Genomic DNA, 15,425 nt, shown 5'->3' with positions numbered 1-15,425 from the left:
GCGTCGTAGAACGTTGTTTACAATCTATTACTACGAATACTCTTCCTGCGAATCGTCAGAACGAGAGTATCTTCTCGTCGGCGCGCTCTTGGTAGGTGCGCTCGGGCGTGACGCTGACGACTTCGTCACGGTTGCAGTCGTAGGCGGTCAGTTCGCCGCCGTAGACACAGCCGGTGTCGAGACCGACCGCGTGTTCAGAGAGAAACGGTGATTCGAGCACCGTATGTCCGAAAAAGACCCGCCCGGGGCCGTCGTACTGCTTGAACCAGAACGGGCCGTCGTACCCGTTTTCGGGCGGGATTGCCCGCGTTTCGAGCAGGTCGATTGGCGCCTGTGCCGACAGCGCCCGCCGGGGGTCGACGCCGCCGTGGACGGCCATCGAGTCCTCCCAGCTGACGACCAGCGGCGTCGACTCGATGGCCTCTCGAACCGGCTCGAACCGGACCGTGTCGACGGTCCCCTCGATGACCTTCATCTCGTTGTTGCCCCGAACGCTCACGGCGTTGGGCCGGGAGGCGACGAAGTCGACGACGCCGGTGCTGGTCGGTCCCTTGCGTATCAGGTCGCCGACGAACACGACCATCTCCCGCGGTGACGGGTCGAGCCGGTCCCAGAGGTCCTGGAGCGCTGGGAGACAGCCGTGTACGTCGCCGACGACGTAGACGTTCTCGTAGGCTTCGGCGTCCAGTCGCAGGTGGTTCGCTGCGACTCGGTCGTCGAAACTCACGTCGCTCAGGGCTGTCCCCGCACCCCATTCGCCGACCGTACTCGCCAGCCGGTCGCTCGATGGGTTCGGGGTTATACGGGCATCCTCGCGGCGCTCTGTGGCCATACCCAGACTGTGAATCTCCCGGTAAAATGTCCTGCTAGTTCACCTACATGCCGTCTCGGACAGCTATATAGTCATACGGAGGCGGTTCACCCGGCGTTTCATTCCTGTGCCTCACGCATGAGTTGCGCTTGAGTCTTCCTGATTGGCTCGTCTTCGCCGGGCGTATGGCGGACGTAGCTCCCGTCTGGCTGAAGTTCCCACGCGTTGTAGTTGTCGGCAAGCGAGAGGTCGAGGACATGCCGGAGGCGCTGCTGGATGTCTGGGTCGTGTATCGGCGTCACCGCCTCGACGCGGTTGTCGAGGTTGCGCTCCATCCAGTCGGCCGAGCCGATGTAGTAGCGCCCGGCTCCGTCGTCGTGAAAGTAAAAGAGACGGGAGTGCTCCAGAAACCGGTTGATGATACTCCGGACGGTGATACTGTCGCTGACGCCGGCCAGCTCGGGCCGGAGCCGACAGATGTCGCGTACCACCAGGTCGATGTCGACGCCTGCACGGGCGGCGCGATACAGCTCCTCGATAATCTCGGGGTCTTCGAGGCGGTTGACCTTGGCGACGATACTCGCCTCTTTTCCCTCGCGAGCGTGTTCTGCTTCGCGGCGAATCAGCTCGACGAACCGTTCGCGCATGTTCCCCGGCGCGATGAGCAGCTCGCGGTACTGGTCGTGCAGCGAGTGGCCCGTGAAGTAATTAAAGAGCTTCACGAGGTCCTGGCCGATATCGCGGCTGGCAGTAAACAGTCCCAGGTCCTCGTAGCGCTTTGCCGTCTCGGAGTGGTAGTTTCCGGTGCCGACGTGTGAGTAGAGCTGGACGCCGTCGTCTTCTTGCCGTACCACGAGCATCGTCTTGGTGTGTGTCTTGTGGCCGATTGTGCCGTAAGCGACGTGGATACCTTCTTCTTCGAGTCGTTTGGCCCATTCGAGGTTGTTCTCCTCGTCGAACCGCGCTTTCAACTCGACCATGACCGCGACCTGTTTTCCGTTGTCGGCCGCCTCGATGAGTCGCTGGACGACCTTCGAATCGCTCGCTGTTCGGTAGATTGCGGCCTTGATTGCGAGGACGTTCGGGTCGTCGGCGGCCTCGTCGAGGAACCGCTGGACGGTTCCCTCGAAGGACTGATACGGGTGATGGACGAGTAGGTCCTCGCGTTTGATCTCCGAGAAAATCGAGCCACCCGAATCGTGGCGGGGCCGAGACAGCCGCGGGTGTGGCTGTGGCGTCCACTCCTCGACGGTCAGGTCGGGCCTGTCGAGGTCGAGCAGTTGGTCGAAATCCCGGAAATCGAGCGGTGCCGGGAGACCGAAGACTGCCCGCTCGTCGACATCGAGATGTGAAAGCAGCGTGTCGAGCATCCGTTCCGACATCGACTCGGCGATTTCCAGCCGGACAACCGTTGCGAACTGTCGGCGTTCGATGACTTCCTCGGCGCGCTGGACGAGGTCCTCGGCGATTTCTTCGTTTCGCCGGACCTCGGCGTTGCGCGTGACACGAAACGCGGCGTGTTCGACGATGTCGACGTCGGGGAACAGCATCGCGAGGTTGGCAGCCACCAGCTGTTCGAGTGGTACGTAGCGCGTGTCATCGCCGACCTGAACCAGCCGCGGCTGGTTCTTTGGAATCTTTACCCGGGAGAACGTCGCGTCGCTCTCGCCCGGTTGTTGGGTCAACACGCCAAGCGACAGCGAGAGATTCGAGATATGCGGGAACGGCTTCGCGGAGTCAATCGTCAGCGGGGTCAGCGTCGGCAGGATGGAGCTCTCGAAGTAGTCGTCGAGTCTCGCCTGCTCGTCCGACGAAAGGGCGGCGTAATCGAGGACGGCGATACCCGCGTCGGCGAGTGCCGGCCTGAGGTGGTCGTGGTACGCTCGGGCCTGCTCTTCGAGCATCGGCCCCGCCATGTCGAGTACGTCACGCCACTGTTCGTCGGGGGTTCGGCCGTCTGGCGAGCGGTCGGTGATGTTCGCAGCGCGCTGCTGTTCGAGCCCGCCGACCCGTTTCATGAAGAACTCGTCCATGTTCTGTGTGAAGATAGCGAGAAATTTCAGGCGCTCCAGCAGCGGATTGCGCTCGTCTGTCGCCTCCGCGAGGACTCGTCGATTGAACTCGAGTTTGCTCAGCTCCCGGCTCAGGTAGTACTCCGGGTCTGTCAGGTCGACTTCGCCACCCGGTTCACAGTCGGTGTGTCCGTTGTTCAGATGTCCGCGAAGCTGTGCCTTGGTCTCGAACCCGCTTTCACAGGAGAGACACTCGTATCGGTGATGTTTGTTTGACATGGTCCGGTCGTCTCTATTGCTGTGCGGGCAACGCGCGAGACTGCGGGGTTAGTCGCCGCGCCGTCGCCGCATTCGTTGGCCACGTTCCCGGAGTTCTTGCAAAAGGGTTGCTAGGAGTGGTCCGTACCGGTACGTTGGACTCAATACCGGTATACCATTCTCCGGAGCGCACCGACTGGCAGCCGGGTCACTGGCCGCTTGCAGAGGGGGCGGGCGCACTGCGGTGCTGGCCGGGGCCACACTCCACCCCACGGAACTCGAACCGTGCGCCACCGTCGTCGCTCTCGCCGACCTGGACGGTCCAGTCGTGAGCCTCGGCGATTTCCGAGACGACCCGCAATCCGATACCGGTCCAGTGGGCCTTGGCTGTCTCGCCCGTTTCGAGAATTCGGTCACGCTTCGACGGTGGGATACCCTTTCCGTCGTCCTCGACGTAGAACCCCTCCGGGAGGGTGCCGACGGTGACTGTCACGCCCTTGCCGGCGTGTTCGACGGCGTTTCGAAAGAGATTCTGGAGTACCTGACGCACTCGGTCGGCGTCACCGCGGATCGTCGCCGTCGACTCGACGCGAAGGGCGGCCTCCTCGGTCGGGACGGCGTGCCAGCAGTCCGTCGACAGTCCTCCCAGGTCGAGCCACTCGGGGTCGACCTGTATCTCGCCCTCGCGGGCGAACGCCAGCAGGTCGTCGACGAGTTTTGTCATCCGCGTGACCGACTGTTCGAGGTCGTCGAAGTGGCTCGGGTCGCCGGTCTGTCGCGCCAGGTCGACCTTGCCGGCGATGACGTTCAGCGGATTTCGCAGTTCGTGGCCGAGCTTGCTGGCAAACCGTTCGAGTCGCTCGGTCTTGGCTTCGAGCCGTCTCTCTCGGCGTTCGAGTGCTCGCAGCTGTTCGACCCGCTCGGCCGCTGTCTCGATGTTCGCACCGAAGACTCTGGCGAGTTGGCGGTCGCGTTCGTCGATGCTCCGTGGCTCCGGGGACCCAAGTGTCAACACGCCGTACCCGGTCAGCGGCACGACCATCATGCTCCCGTCCCCGGGCCGGCGGACGCCGTCTTCGATGTCGGCGACTGACTGAAAGACGAGCATTCGGCCGGTTTCGATTGCGTTCCACTGGACGGAGGTGTCTCGTTCGTACACGCGGCGGTTGCTCTGGTCGCAAAGCGCCGGCGAGACGGCGACCGGAACGAGCCGGTCGGGGTTCTGGTCGTGTCGGCGGACCGTGTTGTATTTGAAGCCGAGAAGTTCGTCGGCCGCGGCCGTGACCCGCGTGAACAGCTCTTCGTGACAGTCGGCCTGCATCATCTGCCGTGTCACGTCGTGTAGCTGTCGCAGTTTCGTCGCAGTATCGGAGTCGGCCCAGACAGGTGACTCGTTCACAGGTAAACCTCAGCGGTGAGTACCGTGAACGTTACTAGGAGTCCTACATATCGCTCCCTACGAGTCAGTACACCCCACCAGGGACAATCGTCCAGGAATCGACGATGACACCGTCGATACCCGCATTGTGGAGCCGTTTCACATCGCGCTCGCGGGGAACCGTCCACGCGTTGACGGCCAAGCCGCGGTCGTGGGCCTGTTCGATGCGTTCACCGTCGGTGTCTGCGTAGTGGGGCTGAACGAACAACCGAGTGCTGTGGCAGTATCCAGCCCCGACGCGAACCCTTCTCCGAACAGGTATGCCGTCGGAATCGACTCCTCTCGGAACGGTTCGAGCGCCGCCGCCTCGAACGAGGAGACCATCGCGTCGTCGACTGCTCGGAGCAACGCCGCGACTTCATCGGCCATCCCCGCGTGTTTGAGTTCGACGTTTACCCCTGTGTCGTCGGGAAGCGCATCGAGTGCCTCGGCTAGCGTGGGAATCGGCTCGGTCGCTCCGTCGACGGTCTCGTCGTGAAAGACGACTATCTCGCCGCTCGCACACCGCCGTACGTCGATTTCGACCGCATCGACGTGGGGCACACAGCCCCGAATTGCCGTGAGCGTGTTCTCCGGATAGTGTGTGCCACAGCCCCGGTGACCGATTACCTGCAGTCGCTGTCCCTGTCGCATGCCCCGGCCTCGGGCCGTCTGCCTGCTAGGTCGTCCGCCGACGAGATAGCGTCCGTAGACAGCAGAACGGACCTACTCCGTCTCGTCGTCTGCCCACCGCCGTTTCAACAGGTAGCCGACGGTCCCGAGACCGGCGACTGCGCTCCCGATACCGAACTCTGAACCGGAGCCGTCTGTCTCGGCGGTCTCTGTCGCGGCCGGTCCAGCTTCCGTTTCGGTCGGGGAGACAGTCGGCTCGGGCGTGGGCTCGTCTGTGTTGCGCTGGTCTGGTGTTTCCGTCGGCTCGGGCGTAGTGTCGCTCTGGTCGTCCCCGGGGGCGTCGTCTGCCTCGACACCGTCGCCGGGCTCTTCGACGTTGGTGAACTCGTTGTCACTCACCGTCGCTACGTCCGCGTCGTCGGCAATCGTAATCCCTCGCTGAGCGTTCTCAATGCTGTTAGACCGGAGCGGGGCAAGTATACCGCCGTTGACGACGAGTGCCGTCTCGCCGATGTCGGACAGGTCGTTCTCCTCGACCGGACGGGTCGTCACCCCTTCGATGGCAATCCCGCGAGTCGCGCCGGTGACAGTGTTCGACCGAACTGGGCCGATTTCCTGCCCCCAGTGACGACTCAAGAAGCGTGGCGTCCCGACCGAGATGCCCGTTCCGCCGATGTCCGAGAGACTGTTTGCCTCGATAGCATCGACCTGGCCGACTGCCTCGATACCTGTCTCGACATCGGTCACGTCGTTCGCTCGAACGGTGACCTTCGCCCGGCCTGCGACGGTGATGCCCGTCACGTCGGCGGTCAGCTCGTTGTTCGTAATTCGTAGCGCTGGCGACTGATACGAGCGAATCGCTGTCGTCGCCCCGGCAACAGAGAGGTCACGAACTGTCACGCCCGAGGGCCACGGTTTCCCGTCCCTAAATGTCTCTCTGATACCGAGGCCGACCTGGACTCCCGTCTCGGCACCCGAACCGTCGACATCGAGTCCCGATATCGTCACGTCGTTCGCCAAGACGAGCACGGCCGCCGGCTCGTCGGCCCCTTCGTTCGAGAACTGAATCTCTGGTGTCGCCCCGTCGGTGGCCCGTACTGTTAGCGGTTTGTCGATGACGACTCCCGCGTCGTCGTCTCCGCTCGCAACCGCGGCCGCTTGGCCGTCTGTCAGTTCGAGCGTCGTCCGGGGTGCCATCAGGTCGATTGGTGTTTGCAGGCTCGGTGGGTCCGAGGGTGAGATAACGAATGGGTCGGGATGGGCGTAGACCAGATGACCGCGTCCCTCGACTGACTCCTCGCCGCCCGTGAACTCGTAACTCGCCCGGAACTGCGCAATCAGGGCCGACTCGGGGACAGCTATGCCAACCGTAACCTGCGTGCGGTCTGGGTCGATAGCGACCGGTTCTCCGAACGCCACTGCCGTGTCGTTGACCGTGAGGTCCAGCGCCTCCGGGTCAGCCGGTCCGTTGACCTCCGGTACGACCGTGACCGCTTCGACGTTCGCGGTGTCGAACGTTGCCGTTGCCGCGTTGCCGGGGTCGATTCGCGTCGCCATCCGGCCGGTCATCTCGACCTCGGGGCCGTCCGTCCGGGCGAGTTCGAACGACTGTGTGTCGGTGCTGGCAGGGTCGATTCTCCCGCCGGTCGTGTCGAACCCGAGACCGGTCGCGCCGACGGGCTGGGTAACTGGTGGAAGCGTTAGTTCGTACGTTCCCTGGTCGTCGGTCTCGGTCTGCAGACCGACCTCCGAGACGACGGTCACGCCGTCGAGTGGAGTGCCGGATTCGTCAGTGACTGTCCCGGAAACGGTCTCGCTGGCCCGGAGATGGCTGATTGTTGCGAGCGCGGAGACAATGCCCTGACCGTACCGGTCGTCGTGTCCCGGGTCGAGGTCGAACTCGTTCTCGGTAGCCGGGTGGCACGCCGTCTCGATGATTGCGTTTCGGACCGCCTCGCTGTCGGCGTCGGTCGCGGCGAGAGCGAGGGCAGCGACGCCGGCGACACACGGCGCTGCGTAACTCGTCCCGCTTCTATCGGCGGTATACTCACCGTCGAGGTAGGCCGACGGGACGTCGACAGCCGGCGCAGTCACGTCCGGAACAGTGTACGTCTGGGGCCACGAGTCGGGGGCGTCATCTCCCCAGTATCGTTCGGTATCGACCTGCTCACCGCTTCCATCGTCGTACGGCTGCCGGTCGTCGTTGATGCCACCGGCCGCGAGGACGCCCGGAATGTTCGATGGTGATACGCCCGTGTACCGTCCGGCGTTTCCGGTGCTTCCGACGACGAGAATACCGCTCTCGATTGCATTCTGGACTGGTTCGACGAACGCGTGACTGTACTGCGGATGGCCCAGACTCATCGACAGGACGTCTACTTCCTGTTCGATGGCCCACTCGATGCCCGCGACTACGGAGAGCAGCCGAACGCCCTCTGGTGGTTTAGAGACGCTGGTCGCGACGTAGAGGTTCACCCCCGGTGCGATGCCGTAGCTGTCACCCTCATCGTCTGTCCCGCCTGCGATGACGCCGCTGACGGCTGTGCCGTGGCCGCGGAGCACGTCTGACCCCTCGTTTGGCTCTGTGTCGAGCCGATTGCCGTTCTCGTCGAACTCGGCCCAGCCACCTCGCTCCAGCGAGGCGGCAAGACCCTCGTGGCCGGTAGTGTCGATGCCCGTGTCGATGACCGCCACGTCGACGCCCTCGCCACGAGTGTCGTGTACCTCCCACGCCTGCGGGACATTCATCTCCGCGAGAGGATACGTAACGCCTGTCTCCTGTGTGGCGGTGTCACTGGTTTCGGCTGACGCTTTCGTTGACGTTTCTTCGACAGCACTGTCTGCCCGCCCGGCGTAGTTCGGATGCACCTCGGTCACGCCATCGACACCAAGAATCGTCTCCCGACCGACGCTCCCGAGGTCGACGGACACCGAGGCGGCGTTTGCGGCCCAGAACCGACGCTCGATGCTGATGTCCGCCCGTCCGGCCGCGAACTGCTCGAAGGCACGCTGGGTGATGCGTGCGTGCTGTTGCAGTGTCGCCTTCCCAGTCCCCTCTGCAGGGTCGAACCGGACGACCGCCCTGACTGTGCCAGAGGTGTCCAGAGTGTCCATGCTTTCCGCCCGCGCGTTGCCAGCAGTCGACGCCAGCCCCAGCCCCGCTGCACCGACCCCGACCGTTCCGGCGATGAACTCCCGTCTACTCGGCGAATAGCTATATTTGTCCACGAAGCAGACACTGTGTTCGGATTATATAAATCCACGTCAGCTATTATCAATGATAGAACTGCCGACCTGGCCACAGGACCGGTAGTCCGGCATCGCACGTCTCCGCCGTTGTGTGTCGGTTTGTGGCACCGGATACCGTGGGATTTTCGACGAGTGGCCCGGCGGCGTTTCCCTGTCGATTACATCGGGCAGGCTCTGGGGGCCGTCTCCGCCGAACCGCTACTCTCGGGCATTGTCGGGCGCGGCTGTGTTGTCTCAGCCGTCATCGTTCCCGTCACTGTCACCGTCAGAGGGAGGTCGATGTCTGTCTCAAGTCGCCAGTTCCCCTCCTCGTTTTGTACCATCCCGGGCGAGCGCTGGAGTATCGAGAACGGGTGTTCGCGGACGAACTGTAGCTCGATACCGGCGTCTACGAGCGCACTCAGAACCTCGCCCAGCCCATGTGTCCACTTGTACGGTGGCTCGTCCTCCGGTGTTACTGACTCCTCGGTCGAAGGGTGCGGGTTCTCGACAGTTACCTCTCCGTCACTCAGGTCGTCTGCGAGAGCGGTCGCGATTGGGTGATGTTCTGCGAATAGAATCCGTTACCGACACCGCTTTGGCCATCTCTTCGCAGTGGGTGCGATTCTCGTCGAGGGACGCCGAGCGCTCAGAGGTTCCGTCGTTCATGGGCAACTATCTCGCGAACAAGTAGTGATATTCCCGTGGTATTGTGTTTCATTCTCATCATACACTGATGTGTCCGAACCAGCGTGTAGCGGGGCAATCGACCCCAGTACACCGTAACAACGTTCGTGGCTACCGGTGTCGTTTTGTACCTCCCACGACAATCTATCGCATGCCCACTGTCACGTTTCGCGGCCGAGAAATCGACTGTGAACCGGGGGCGGTGTTGCGAAACGTCTTGCTCGATGCGGGCTGCTCTCCACACAACGGCCGGGCAGACACACTCAACTGCCGGGGCCTTGGCTCTTGTGGCACCTGCGCGGTCGCGGTCAGCGGCGACGTAGACTCCCGAGGACGCCGCGAATCCGTCCGGCTGTCGGTGCCACCACACGACACCGAGTCGGGGCTCCGTCTCGCCTGCCAGACCCGCGTCTACGGCGACGTAACCGTCGAGAAATACCCCGGCTTCTGGGGACAACACACTGACCGCGAACCAGAGGAGTAGCGCGACCACTCGCCGTTACCGTGCCGTCGGGAGTTCGGGGCACTCAAATACCGGGAGAGAGTACAAAAACGTGTGTCACGGCAGGTTCCACGCGTCGATACGCTCTTTCTCCACGAGGCCGGCGATACCTACCGGCTCGTCGTCGAGCGCGACGGCGACCGGGTACTCGACGGCCACCTGGAGGTCAAAGAGACAAACGCCGGCCCGCGACCGGCGCGGCTCCGGATTGCTGACGGAAGCGACGAGCAACTCCACAGCCCCGACGAGTTCGTCGACATGGCCCGACGAGCCACTCGCATTCGCATCTCCGAGCAGACCTCACGGCACGGCCGCGAGGAGCTACGGGCGCTGCTCGATGCCTACCAGCTCGGGGCGAAGGTCGTCCGGACCTGCCGGCTCTGTGCATCCAGCGGCCGCTACTCCCCGATTACCGCCGAGACAGCTATCGAGACCGAAAACGACGAGTCCATCTGTCCGGACTGTGCCCGGGAAGAACTCGACCGTCAACTCGCCTACGAGGGACAGATTTCGGGGACTGCACAGGACCGCCTCGAATCGCTCCTACTCGAAGTGCAAGACCTCGAGCGCATTACAAACCTCCTCAAAGGCGAACTCGACCCCGAGCTGACCAAGTTCGACGAGATTAGCCCGACCGTCGAGAACGTCGACCCGGTCCCCGTCGACTCGCTGTCGCTGCACCCGGGCATCCAGTCCAAGCTTGAGAGTCGCTTCGATACACTTCTGCCCGTCCAGAGCCTCGCCGTCGAGAACGGCGTCACCGAGGGCACCGACCAACTCGTCGTCAGTGCCACCGCGACGGGCAAGACGCTCGTCGGCGAGATGGCCGGGCTGGACCGGGCGCTCAACGGCGAGGGGAAAATGCTCTTTCTCGTTCCATTGGTCGCGCTCGCCAACCAGAAATACGAGGAGTTTCAGGACCGCTACGGCGACATCGTCGACGTGACGCTCCGGGTCGGGGCCAGCCGTGTCAACGACAACGGCGAACGGTTCGACCCCAGTGCCGACGTTATCGTCGGGACCTACGAGGGAATCGACCACGCGCTTCGGACCGGAAAGAACCTCGGCGACGTGGGAACCGTCGTCATCGATGAAGTGCACACGCTCGGCGAGGGCGAGCGCGGCCACCGCCTCGACGGCCTCATCACACGGCTCAAGTACTACTGTCAAGAGCGCGAGAGCGACACACAGTGGATATACCTCTCGGCGACGGTCGGCAATCCGGAGACGCTAGCGCAGTCACTGAAGGCGACGCTCATCGAGTTCGAGGAGCGGCCGGTCCCAATCGAGCGCCACGTCACCTTCGCCGACGGCCGCGAGAAAGACCGCATCGAGAACAAGCTCGTCCGCCGAGCGTTCGACCAGAAATCGAGCAAGGGGTACCGGGGACAGACCATCGTATTCACCAACTCCCGGCGGCGCTGTCACGAAATCTCCCGCAAACTGGAGTACTCGTCGGCTCCCTACCACGCCGGGCTGGACAACAAGCGGCGCAAACGGGTCGAACGCCAGTTCGCCGATCAAGAGCTTGCCGCCGTCGTCACCACGGCGGCGCTGGCTGCCGGCGTCGATTTTCCGGCTTCACAGGTGATTTTCGACTCGCTGGCGATGGGCATTGAGTGGCTCTCTGTCCAGGAGTTCCACCAGATGCTGGGCCGGGCCGGACGCCCCGACTACCACGACAAGGGGACGGTGTATCTGCTCGTCGAGCCAGACGGCAGCTATCACGGCAGCCAGGAGATGACCGAAGATGAGGTGGCGTTCAAGCTCCTGAAAGGCCAGATGGAGCCGGTGACGACCCGTTACGACGGCGCCGCCGCGGTCGAGGAGACACTCGCGAACATTACCGTCGCCGGCGCACAGGCGGGCGAGCTCAACGAGCGGATGGTCGGCGAGGTGCCGACGAAGTACGCCCTTGGCAAACTCCTCGAATACGAGTTCATCGACGACCTCGACCCGACCCGACTGGGGCGAGCCGTGACGAGTCACTTCCTCTCGCCGGACCAGGCGTTTCTCCTGCTCGACGGAATCCGGAAAGACGACAGCCCCTACGACATCGTCGCCCGGATGGAACAACACGACGAGGAGGAGTGACGCCACCGGCGGGTGCAACTATTCCGTCTCGACGACGGCGAGGTTGTCGTCGACAACGACGGTCAACTGGTCGCCGTCGACGGTGAACGTCGCACTCGCCCGGAAGGGGTCGTCGCTGCGAACCTGTTCGTCGCTGAAGGTCGCAAACTGCCAGAACGACTGGTCCCGTATGTCGACACCACGGTCGTGATAGAAGCTGACCACCGCTGGCGCAGAGACGAGTGCGAACGTCAGTCCTGCCGTCGGCTTCATGCCACACTGGAGACACTCGTACTCGACGACGGGCGTGTCGCTTAGGTCGCTGTCTATGCCTCCGTCATCCGAGTCACTTTCCTCCCACATTGCGGCCTCCGAGAGCCGACACACACGTTGTTCGACCGGCCCGTCACACTGCCAGCAGAACCCGTTTGCGAGGCGTTCTGCGATTGTCCGCAGATACTGTCCGGCGACCGTCGGGATTTCGCCGCGCTCACAGTTGACGAACGCGCTCGGTGGAACAGTAAATTCCGCGGCCACGTCACACGAGTCACATTCTACCCGCGCCACCTCGTCCTCGTACCCGAGGGTCCGGTTGCCGCCACAGGTCGGACACGCCGCCTCCAGTGCCATTGGCTCCATACTCCCGCTGGTCGTGTACGAGCCGGCATCGATTGCGCCGTTTACTCGCGCGCCGGCAGCGGTGAGGGTGTATCTGTCGTCGCTTTTCGCGACGAACTGGCTGACGAGCTTGTTGAGGTGGTAGTTGAACTGCCCTGAATCTGTGATGTCGACGGCGTCGTGCAGTTCCGAGAACGTCAACGGCTCGTCACTGTACCAGAGCGCCCGAAGAATAGCGATTCGGTTGTCGTCAGACAGCAGGGAAAACACGGCTTCTGGTTCCGTGTGTTCGACGAACTGCGGGTGGTCCATAGGGGAGTCATAGACCGCACGCGTGATAAATCGGTGGCTGCTGTTCGTTGCTGGGCCAGAAACGACACCGTATGAATAAAAAGCCTCCCAAGTGAACAGTAGCTTGAGGTCCCCATGAAACGACGAGACTTACTCCTTAGCTCTGGAGGTGCTGCTGCAGTTCTCCTGAGCGGCCGCGTACCGAAAGCACAGGCACAACAGACAACAACGCAGGAACTTGTCGAGATAGAGACGGCACTCGACCTCGTCCCTGCACCCTCGGAACTTGACGCCGAATACGGCCGCATTACCGAGACGACAGTCGAGGCCACCAGCCGGGACGAGCTTACCTACGAAGCCGCGATTCTCACTCAGTTCGAGGAAATCGACATTGCGGACGTCGACTCCGTCGCGACCGCCACGACCGACGACGGACTCTCCGTTGGCGCTATCCTCGGCTCGTTCGGCACACCGAAGCCGGGAGAACAGGTCGACGAAATCGGTGGGTGGCGCATCGGTGACAGTGAGGACGATCGACGCGCAACCGCGAGCACCGACGGGATGCTCGCCTTTGCGAGCGCCGAGGACTCGGACGTGCGCATCGATGCGGCCGAGACTGCCCAGGAAGTCGGGGTCGGTGGAACTGATTCTGCAGTCGACGGGGTTGAGACGCTCAGCAAGGCGTTCGACCGTCTCGGCGACAAATCGCACTTCTACTATATCACGGATCTCCAGTTTGCCTCGGCATCACTCTCGGAACAGATTCAGACGTTCAGCGCCGGATTCGAGGAGTCGCCCTCCCAGATTCGCGGAATGCAGGGAACATTCGAGAACGCGTATCTCCTCGAAGCGGCCGATGGAGTCGACCTCGACGACGATGCCGTCAAAGAGATTCTCCAGGAACTCGAACAGGGTACACTTGTCGAGCTTGAGACCGAGTACGACGACGGCTTCGCCTACGTGGAGACGGTTGTCGAAGCGCCGCCACGGCGTGCTCGCGAGGCGGCCCCCGATGCGTCAGTCGGCATAAAGACGGCTGATGGCGAGGGAACCGTGACGCTCACACACCGCAGCGGAGAGTCGATTCCGGCAGAGATGCTCGAACTCTGGGTCAACGGTGCGATGGCGGAGACACAGCCAGCCGACGAGTTCGAGACGTTCACCGAAGGCGACTCGCTTACGGTCGATACTGGCCCGCTCGCAGTCGTCTACCTCCGCTGGTTCGACGAAGAAGCAAACGAGTACTTCGCGTACGTCAACGAGGCCATCGGTCGCAACTCCTTCGAGAAATCGTACGACCCGTCGACGAAAGCAGTCGAAATGACCTACACCGGCGAGATGGACGCCGAAACGGACCGTCTCGCCCTCACGGTCCGGCGACGTGTTGACAACGACGAGGACGACAACACGTACCGATACGAAACCGAACAGCTCACGGCACCAATCGAAGAGCTGGGCGACACGCTCACGACCGGCGACTCGTTGACCGTCGAGGAGGCCGGAATCGGTGACAGAGTAGAGCTCAGACTCGATGTCCCACAGAAACCGGCAAGCTCATTCGGGCCTGACAGGACGCTTGTCAGATACCGCATCCGCGAACCACGCATCTCTGTGATGAACCGTGGAGACAAAGGACTCACGCTGCGGTACTACGACGACATCGCCCGAGACGCCGAGAACTTCCGGGTCCTCGCCGACGACGAGGAGATGGAGACACAGCCGGCAGACGAGCACGACACGCTCGAACGCGGGGACGAAATCTCGCTTCCCGATGTCGAGTACGGGACGAAAATCGTCGTCGAGTGGACCGCTGGCGACGAGACGACTGTCATCGAAGAGATAGTCATCACGCCTCGGGTCTACATGAACGTGTCCTACGACGACGAGGAGGGCACTGTCACGCTCACACACCAGAACGGCGAGGAGGTCGATGCAAGCAACCTCAAACTCACGTTCAACGACGAGGCGGCTGAGACGCAGTTCAGCGACGAGTACGACACAGTTAGCCAGGGCGACTCGCTCTCGGTGGACGGCGAGCCGTTCCAAGAGGTAAAAGTCGTCTGGACCGACGGCGAGACCGAGGAGACGATTACACAGCGGGTCACCGGGCGTGACCTGTTCCAGGCGAGTTACGACCCCTCGAACGAGACGGTCGAACTGGCCTACACTGGCCAGCAGACGGCCGATGCCTCGAACCTCGAAGTCCGACGCTACAGTCGCGACGCAGACAACGAAAACGACGAAAAGCCGTTCTCGGACATCGAAACGCTGTCAAACGGTGACAGCGTAACTCTGGAAGACGTGGGTCCGGAAACGAGTATCAACGTTGTCGTCACGACGGACGACCGGCGATGGTCGACGGTCTATCGGTTTAGCGCACAGCCACGGTACGCGTTCAACTTCGAGAACCGTGAGGGCACGCTCGTCGCGACCTATCGCGAGGACACCTCCCGCGACGCCAGCGAGTTCCGCTTCCTCGCCGACGGCGAGGAACTCGACACCCAGCCGGGCGAGGAGTACGACACGCTCGAAGAGGGCGACGAACTCGAGCTCGGCTCGTTCGAGGCGGGGACGACAATCGTCATTGAGTGGCCGACTAGCGGTGATGCGACACAAGTCCAAGAGTACACCGTCGTTCCAGATGCGAGCTTCGCCGTCAGCTACGACAGCGACGAAGGCGCGCTCAGTATCGAGCACAACGGCGGCGACGAAATTGATGCCGACAGCCTCGGCGTCTACGCCCCACCAGCAACCGAGGGGCTCGCCGACTGGGACGGCGACGGGACCGTCTCAGAAGGTGACTCGATGACCATCGAAGCCGAGGAGAAACCAGACAACGTCCTCCTCATCTACAACGAGGGCGAGGTAATCGACCGGACGAACCTCAGCGAGTAA

At 62.7% G+C, this 15,425-nt stretch carries 11 protein-coding genes; 3 read left to right on the top strand and 8 right to left on the bottom strand.

Annotated features, from left to right (window positions below; all coding sequences use genetic code 11):
• Positions 1 to 55 precede the first annotated feature (55 nt).
• The 7 genes from BLR34_RS10215 to BLR34_RS16990 all read right to left on the bottom strand — a co-directional run bounded on the left by BLR34_RS10215 (position 56) and on the right by BLR34_RS16990 (position 8,703).
• The gene (locus BLR34_RS10215; protein ID WP_394327690.1) at positions 56 to 736 is read right to left on the bottom strand and encodes a metallophosphoesterase family protein; all 681 of its coding nucleotides are present in this window, start codon (positions 734 to 736) and stop codon (positions 56 to 58) included.
• Between the two features lie 194 nt (positions 737 to 930).
• Entirely contained in the window at positions 931 to 3,102 is a 2,172-nt protein-coding gene (gene ppk1, locus BLR34_RS10210) for a polyphosphate kinase 1 (protein WP_092702651.1), read from the bottom strand.
• 187 nt (positions 3,103 to 3,289) lie between these two features.
• Positions 3,290 to 4,480 carry a sensor histidine kinase gene (locus tag BLR34_RS10205; protein WP_092702649.1) on the bottom strand — a complete coding sequence of 397 codons (1,191 nt, stop codon included), beginning with the start codon at positions 4,478 to 4,480 and terminating at the stop codon, positions 3,290 to 3,292.
• A 64-nt stretch (positions 4,481 to 4,544) separates the two neighbouring features.
• Positions 4,545 to 4,661 carry a hypothetical protein gene (locus BLR34_RS17595; RefSeq protein WP_368086088.1) on the bottom strand — a complete coding sequence of 39 codons (117 nt, stop codon included), beginning with the start codon at positions 4,659 to 4,661 and terminating at the stop codon, positions 4,545 to 4,547.
• On the bottom strand, positions 4,619 to 5,152 hold the full coding sequence (locus tag BLR34_RS10200) for a glycerophosphodiester phosphodiesterase (protein ID WP_218120878.1): 534 nt from the start codon (positions 5,150 to 5,152) through the stop codon (positions 4,619 to 4,621). Before BLR34_RS10200 ends, BLR34_RS17595 begins: the two co-directional genes overlap by 43 nt.
• A 72-nt stretch (positions 5,153 to 5,224) precedes the next feature.
• Positions 5,225 to 8,359: a S8 family serine peptidase gene (locus BLR34_RS10195; RefSeq protein ID WP_092702647.1), complete on the bottom strand. Its 3,135-nt coding sequence runs from the start codon at positions 8,357 to 8,359 to the stop codon at positions 5,225 to 5,227.
• Positions 8,360 to 8,538: 179 nt separating this feature from the next.
• A complete protein-coding gene (locus BLR34_RS16990; protein WP_176765292.1) occupies positions 8,539 to 8,703 on the bottom strand; it encodes a hypothetical protein in 165 nt (54 codons plus the stop codon).
• Positions 8,704 to 9,197: 494 nt separating this feature from the next.
• On the opposite strand from BLR34_RS16990, the gene BLR34_RS10190 reads away from it, so the two are divergent.
• Positions 9,198 to 9,530: a 2Fe-2S iron-sulfur cluster-binding protein gene (locus tag BLR34_RS10190; RefSeq protein WP_092702645.1), complete on the top strand. Its 333-nt coding sequence runs from the start codon at positions 9,198 to 9,200 to the stop codon at positions 9,528 to 9,530.
• A 72-nt stretch (positions 9,531 to 9,602) separates the two neighbouring features.
• Complete coding sequence (locus BLR34_RS10185; protein ID WP_092702643.1) at positions 9,603 to 11,642, top strand: DEAD/DEAH box helicase; 2,040 nt, start codon at positions 9,603 to 9,605, stop codon at positions 11,640 to 11,642.
• A gap of 18 nt (positions 11,643 to 11,660) precedes the next feature.
• On the opposite strand, the gene BLR34_RS10180 is transcribed toward BLR34_RS10185, so the two are convergent.
• Positions 11,661 to 12,551, bottom strand: coding sequence for a winged helix-turn-helix domain-containing protein (locus tag BLR34_RS10180; RefSeq protein WP_092702641.1), 891 nt, complete (start codon positions 12,549 to 12,551; stop codon positions 11,661 to 11,663).
• Positions 12,552 to 12,665: 114 nt separating this feature from the next.
• Between BLR34_RS10180 and BLR34_RS10175 the strand changes: the two genes are divergently transcribed.
• On the top strand, positions 12,666 to 15,425 hold the full coding sequence (locus tag BLR34_RS10175; protein WP_092702639.1) for a hypothetical protein: 2,760 nt from the start codon (positions 12,666 to 12,668) through the stop codon (positions 15,423 to 15,425).

Origin of the sequence: Halovenus aranensis (assembly GCF_900100385.1) — an archaeon.
Lineage (GTDB): Archaea > Halobacteriota > Halobacteria > Halobacteriales > Haloarculaceae > Halovenus > Halovenus aranensis.
The sequence above is the reverse complement of the archived record's forward strand: the minus strand, read 5'-3'. Positions and strand labels throughout refer to the sequence as shown.

Excerpts from the sequence above, each read along its gene's own strand:
- ppk1 (WP_092702651.1), bottom strand. The coding sequence starts at position 3,102 with ATGTCAAACAAACATCACCGATACGAGTGTCTCTCCTGTGAAAGCGGG.
- BLR34_RS10200 (WP_218120878.1), bottom strand. The coding sequence starts at position 5,152 with ATGCGACAGGGACAGCGACTGCAGGTAATCGGTCACCGGGGCTGTGGC.
- BLR34_RS16990 (WP_176765292.1), bottom strand. The coding sequence starts at position 8,703 with ATGGTACAAAACGAGGAGGGGAACTGGCGACTTGAGACAGACATCGAC.
- BLR34_RS10190 (WP_092702645.1), top strand. The coding sequence starts at position 9,198 with ATGCCCACTGTCACGTTTCGCGGCCGAGAAATCGACTGTGAACCGGGG.
- BLR34_RS10180 (WP_092702641.1), bottom strand. The coding sequence starts at position 12,551 with ATGGACCACCCGCAGTTCGTCGAACACACGGAACCAGAAGCCGTGTTT.
- BLR34_RS10175 (WP_092702639.1), top strand. The coding sequence starts at position 12,666 with ATGAAACGACGAGACTTACTCCTTAGCTCTGGAGGTGCTGCTGCAGTT.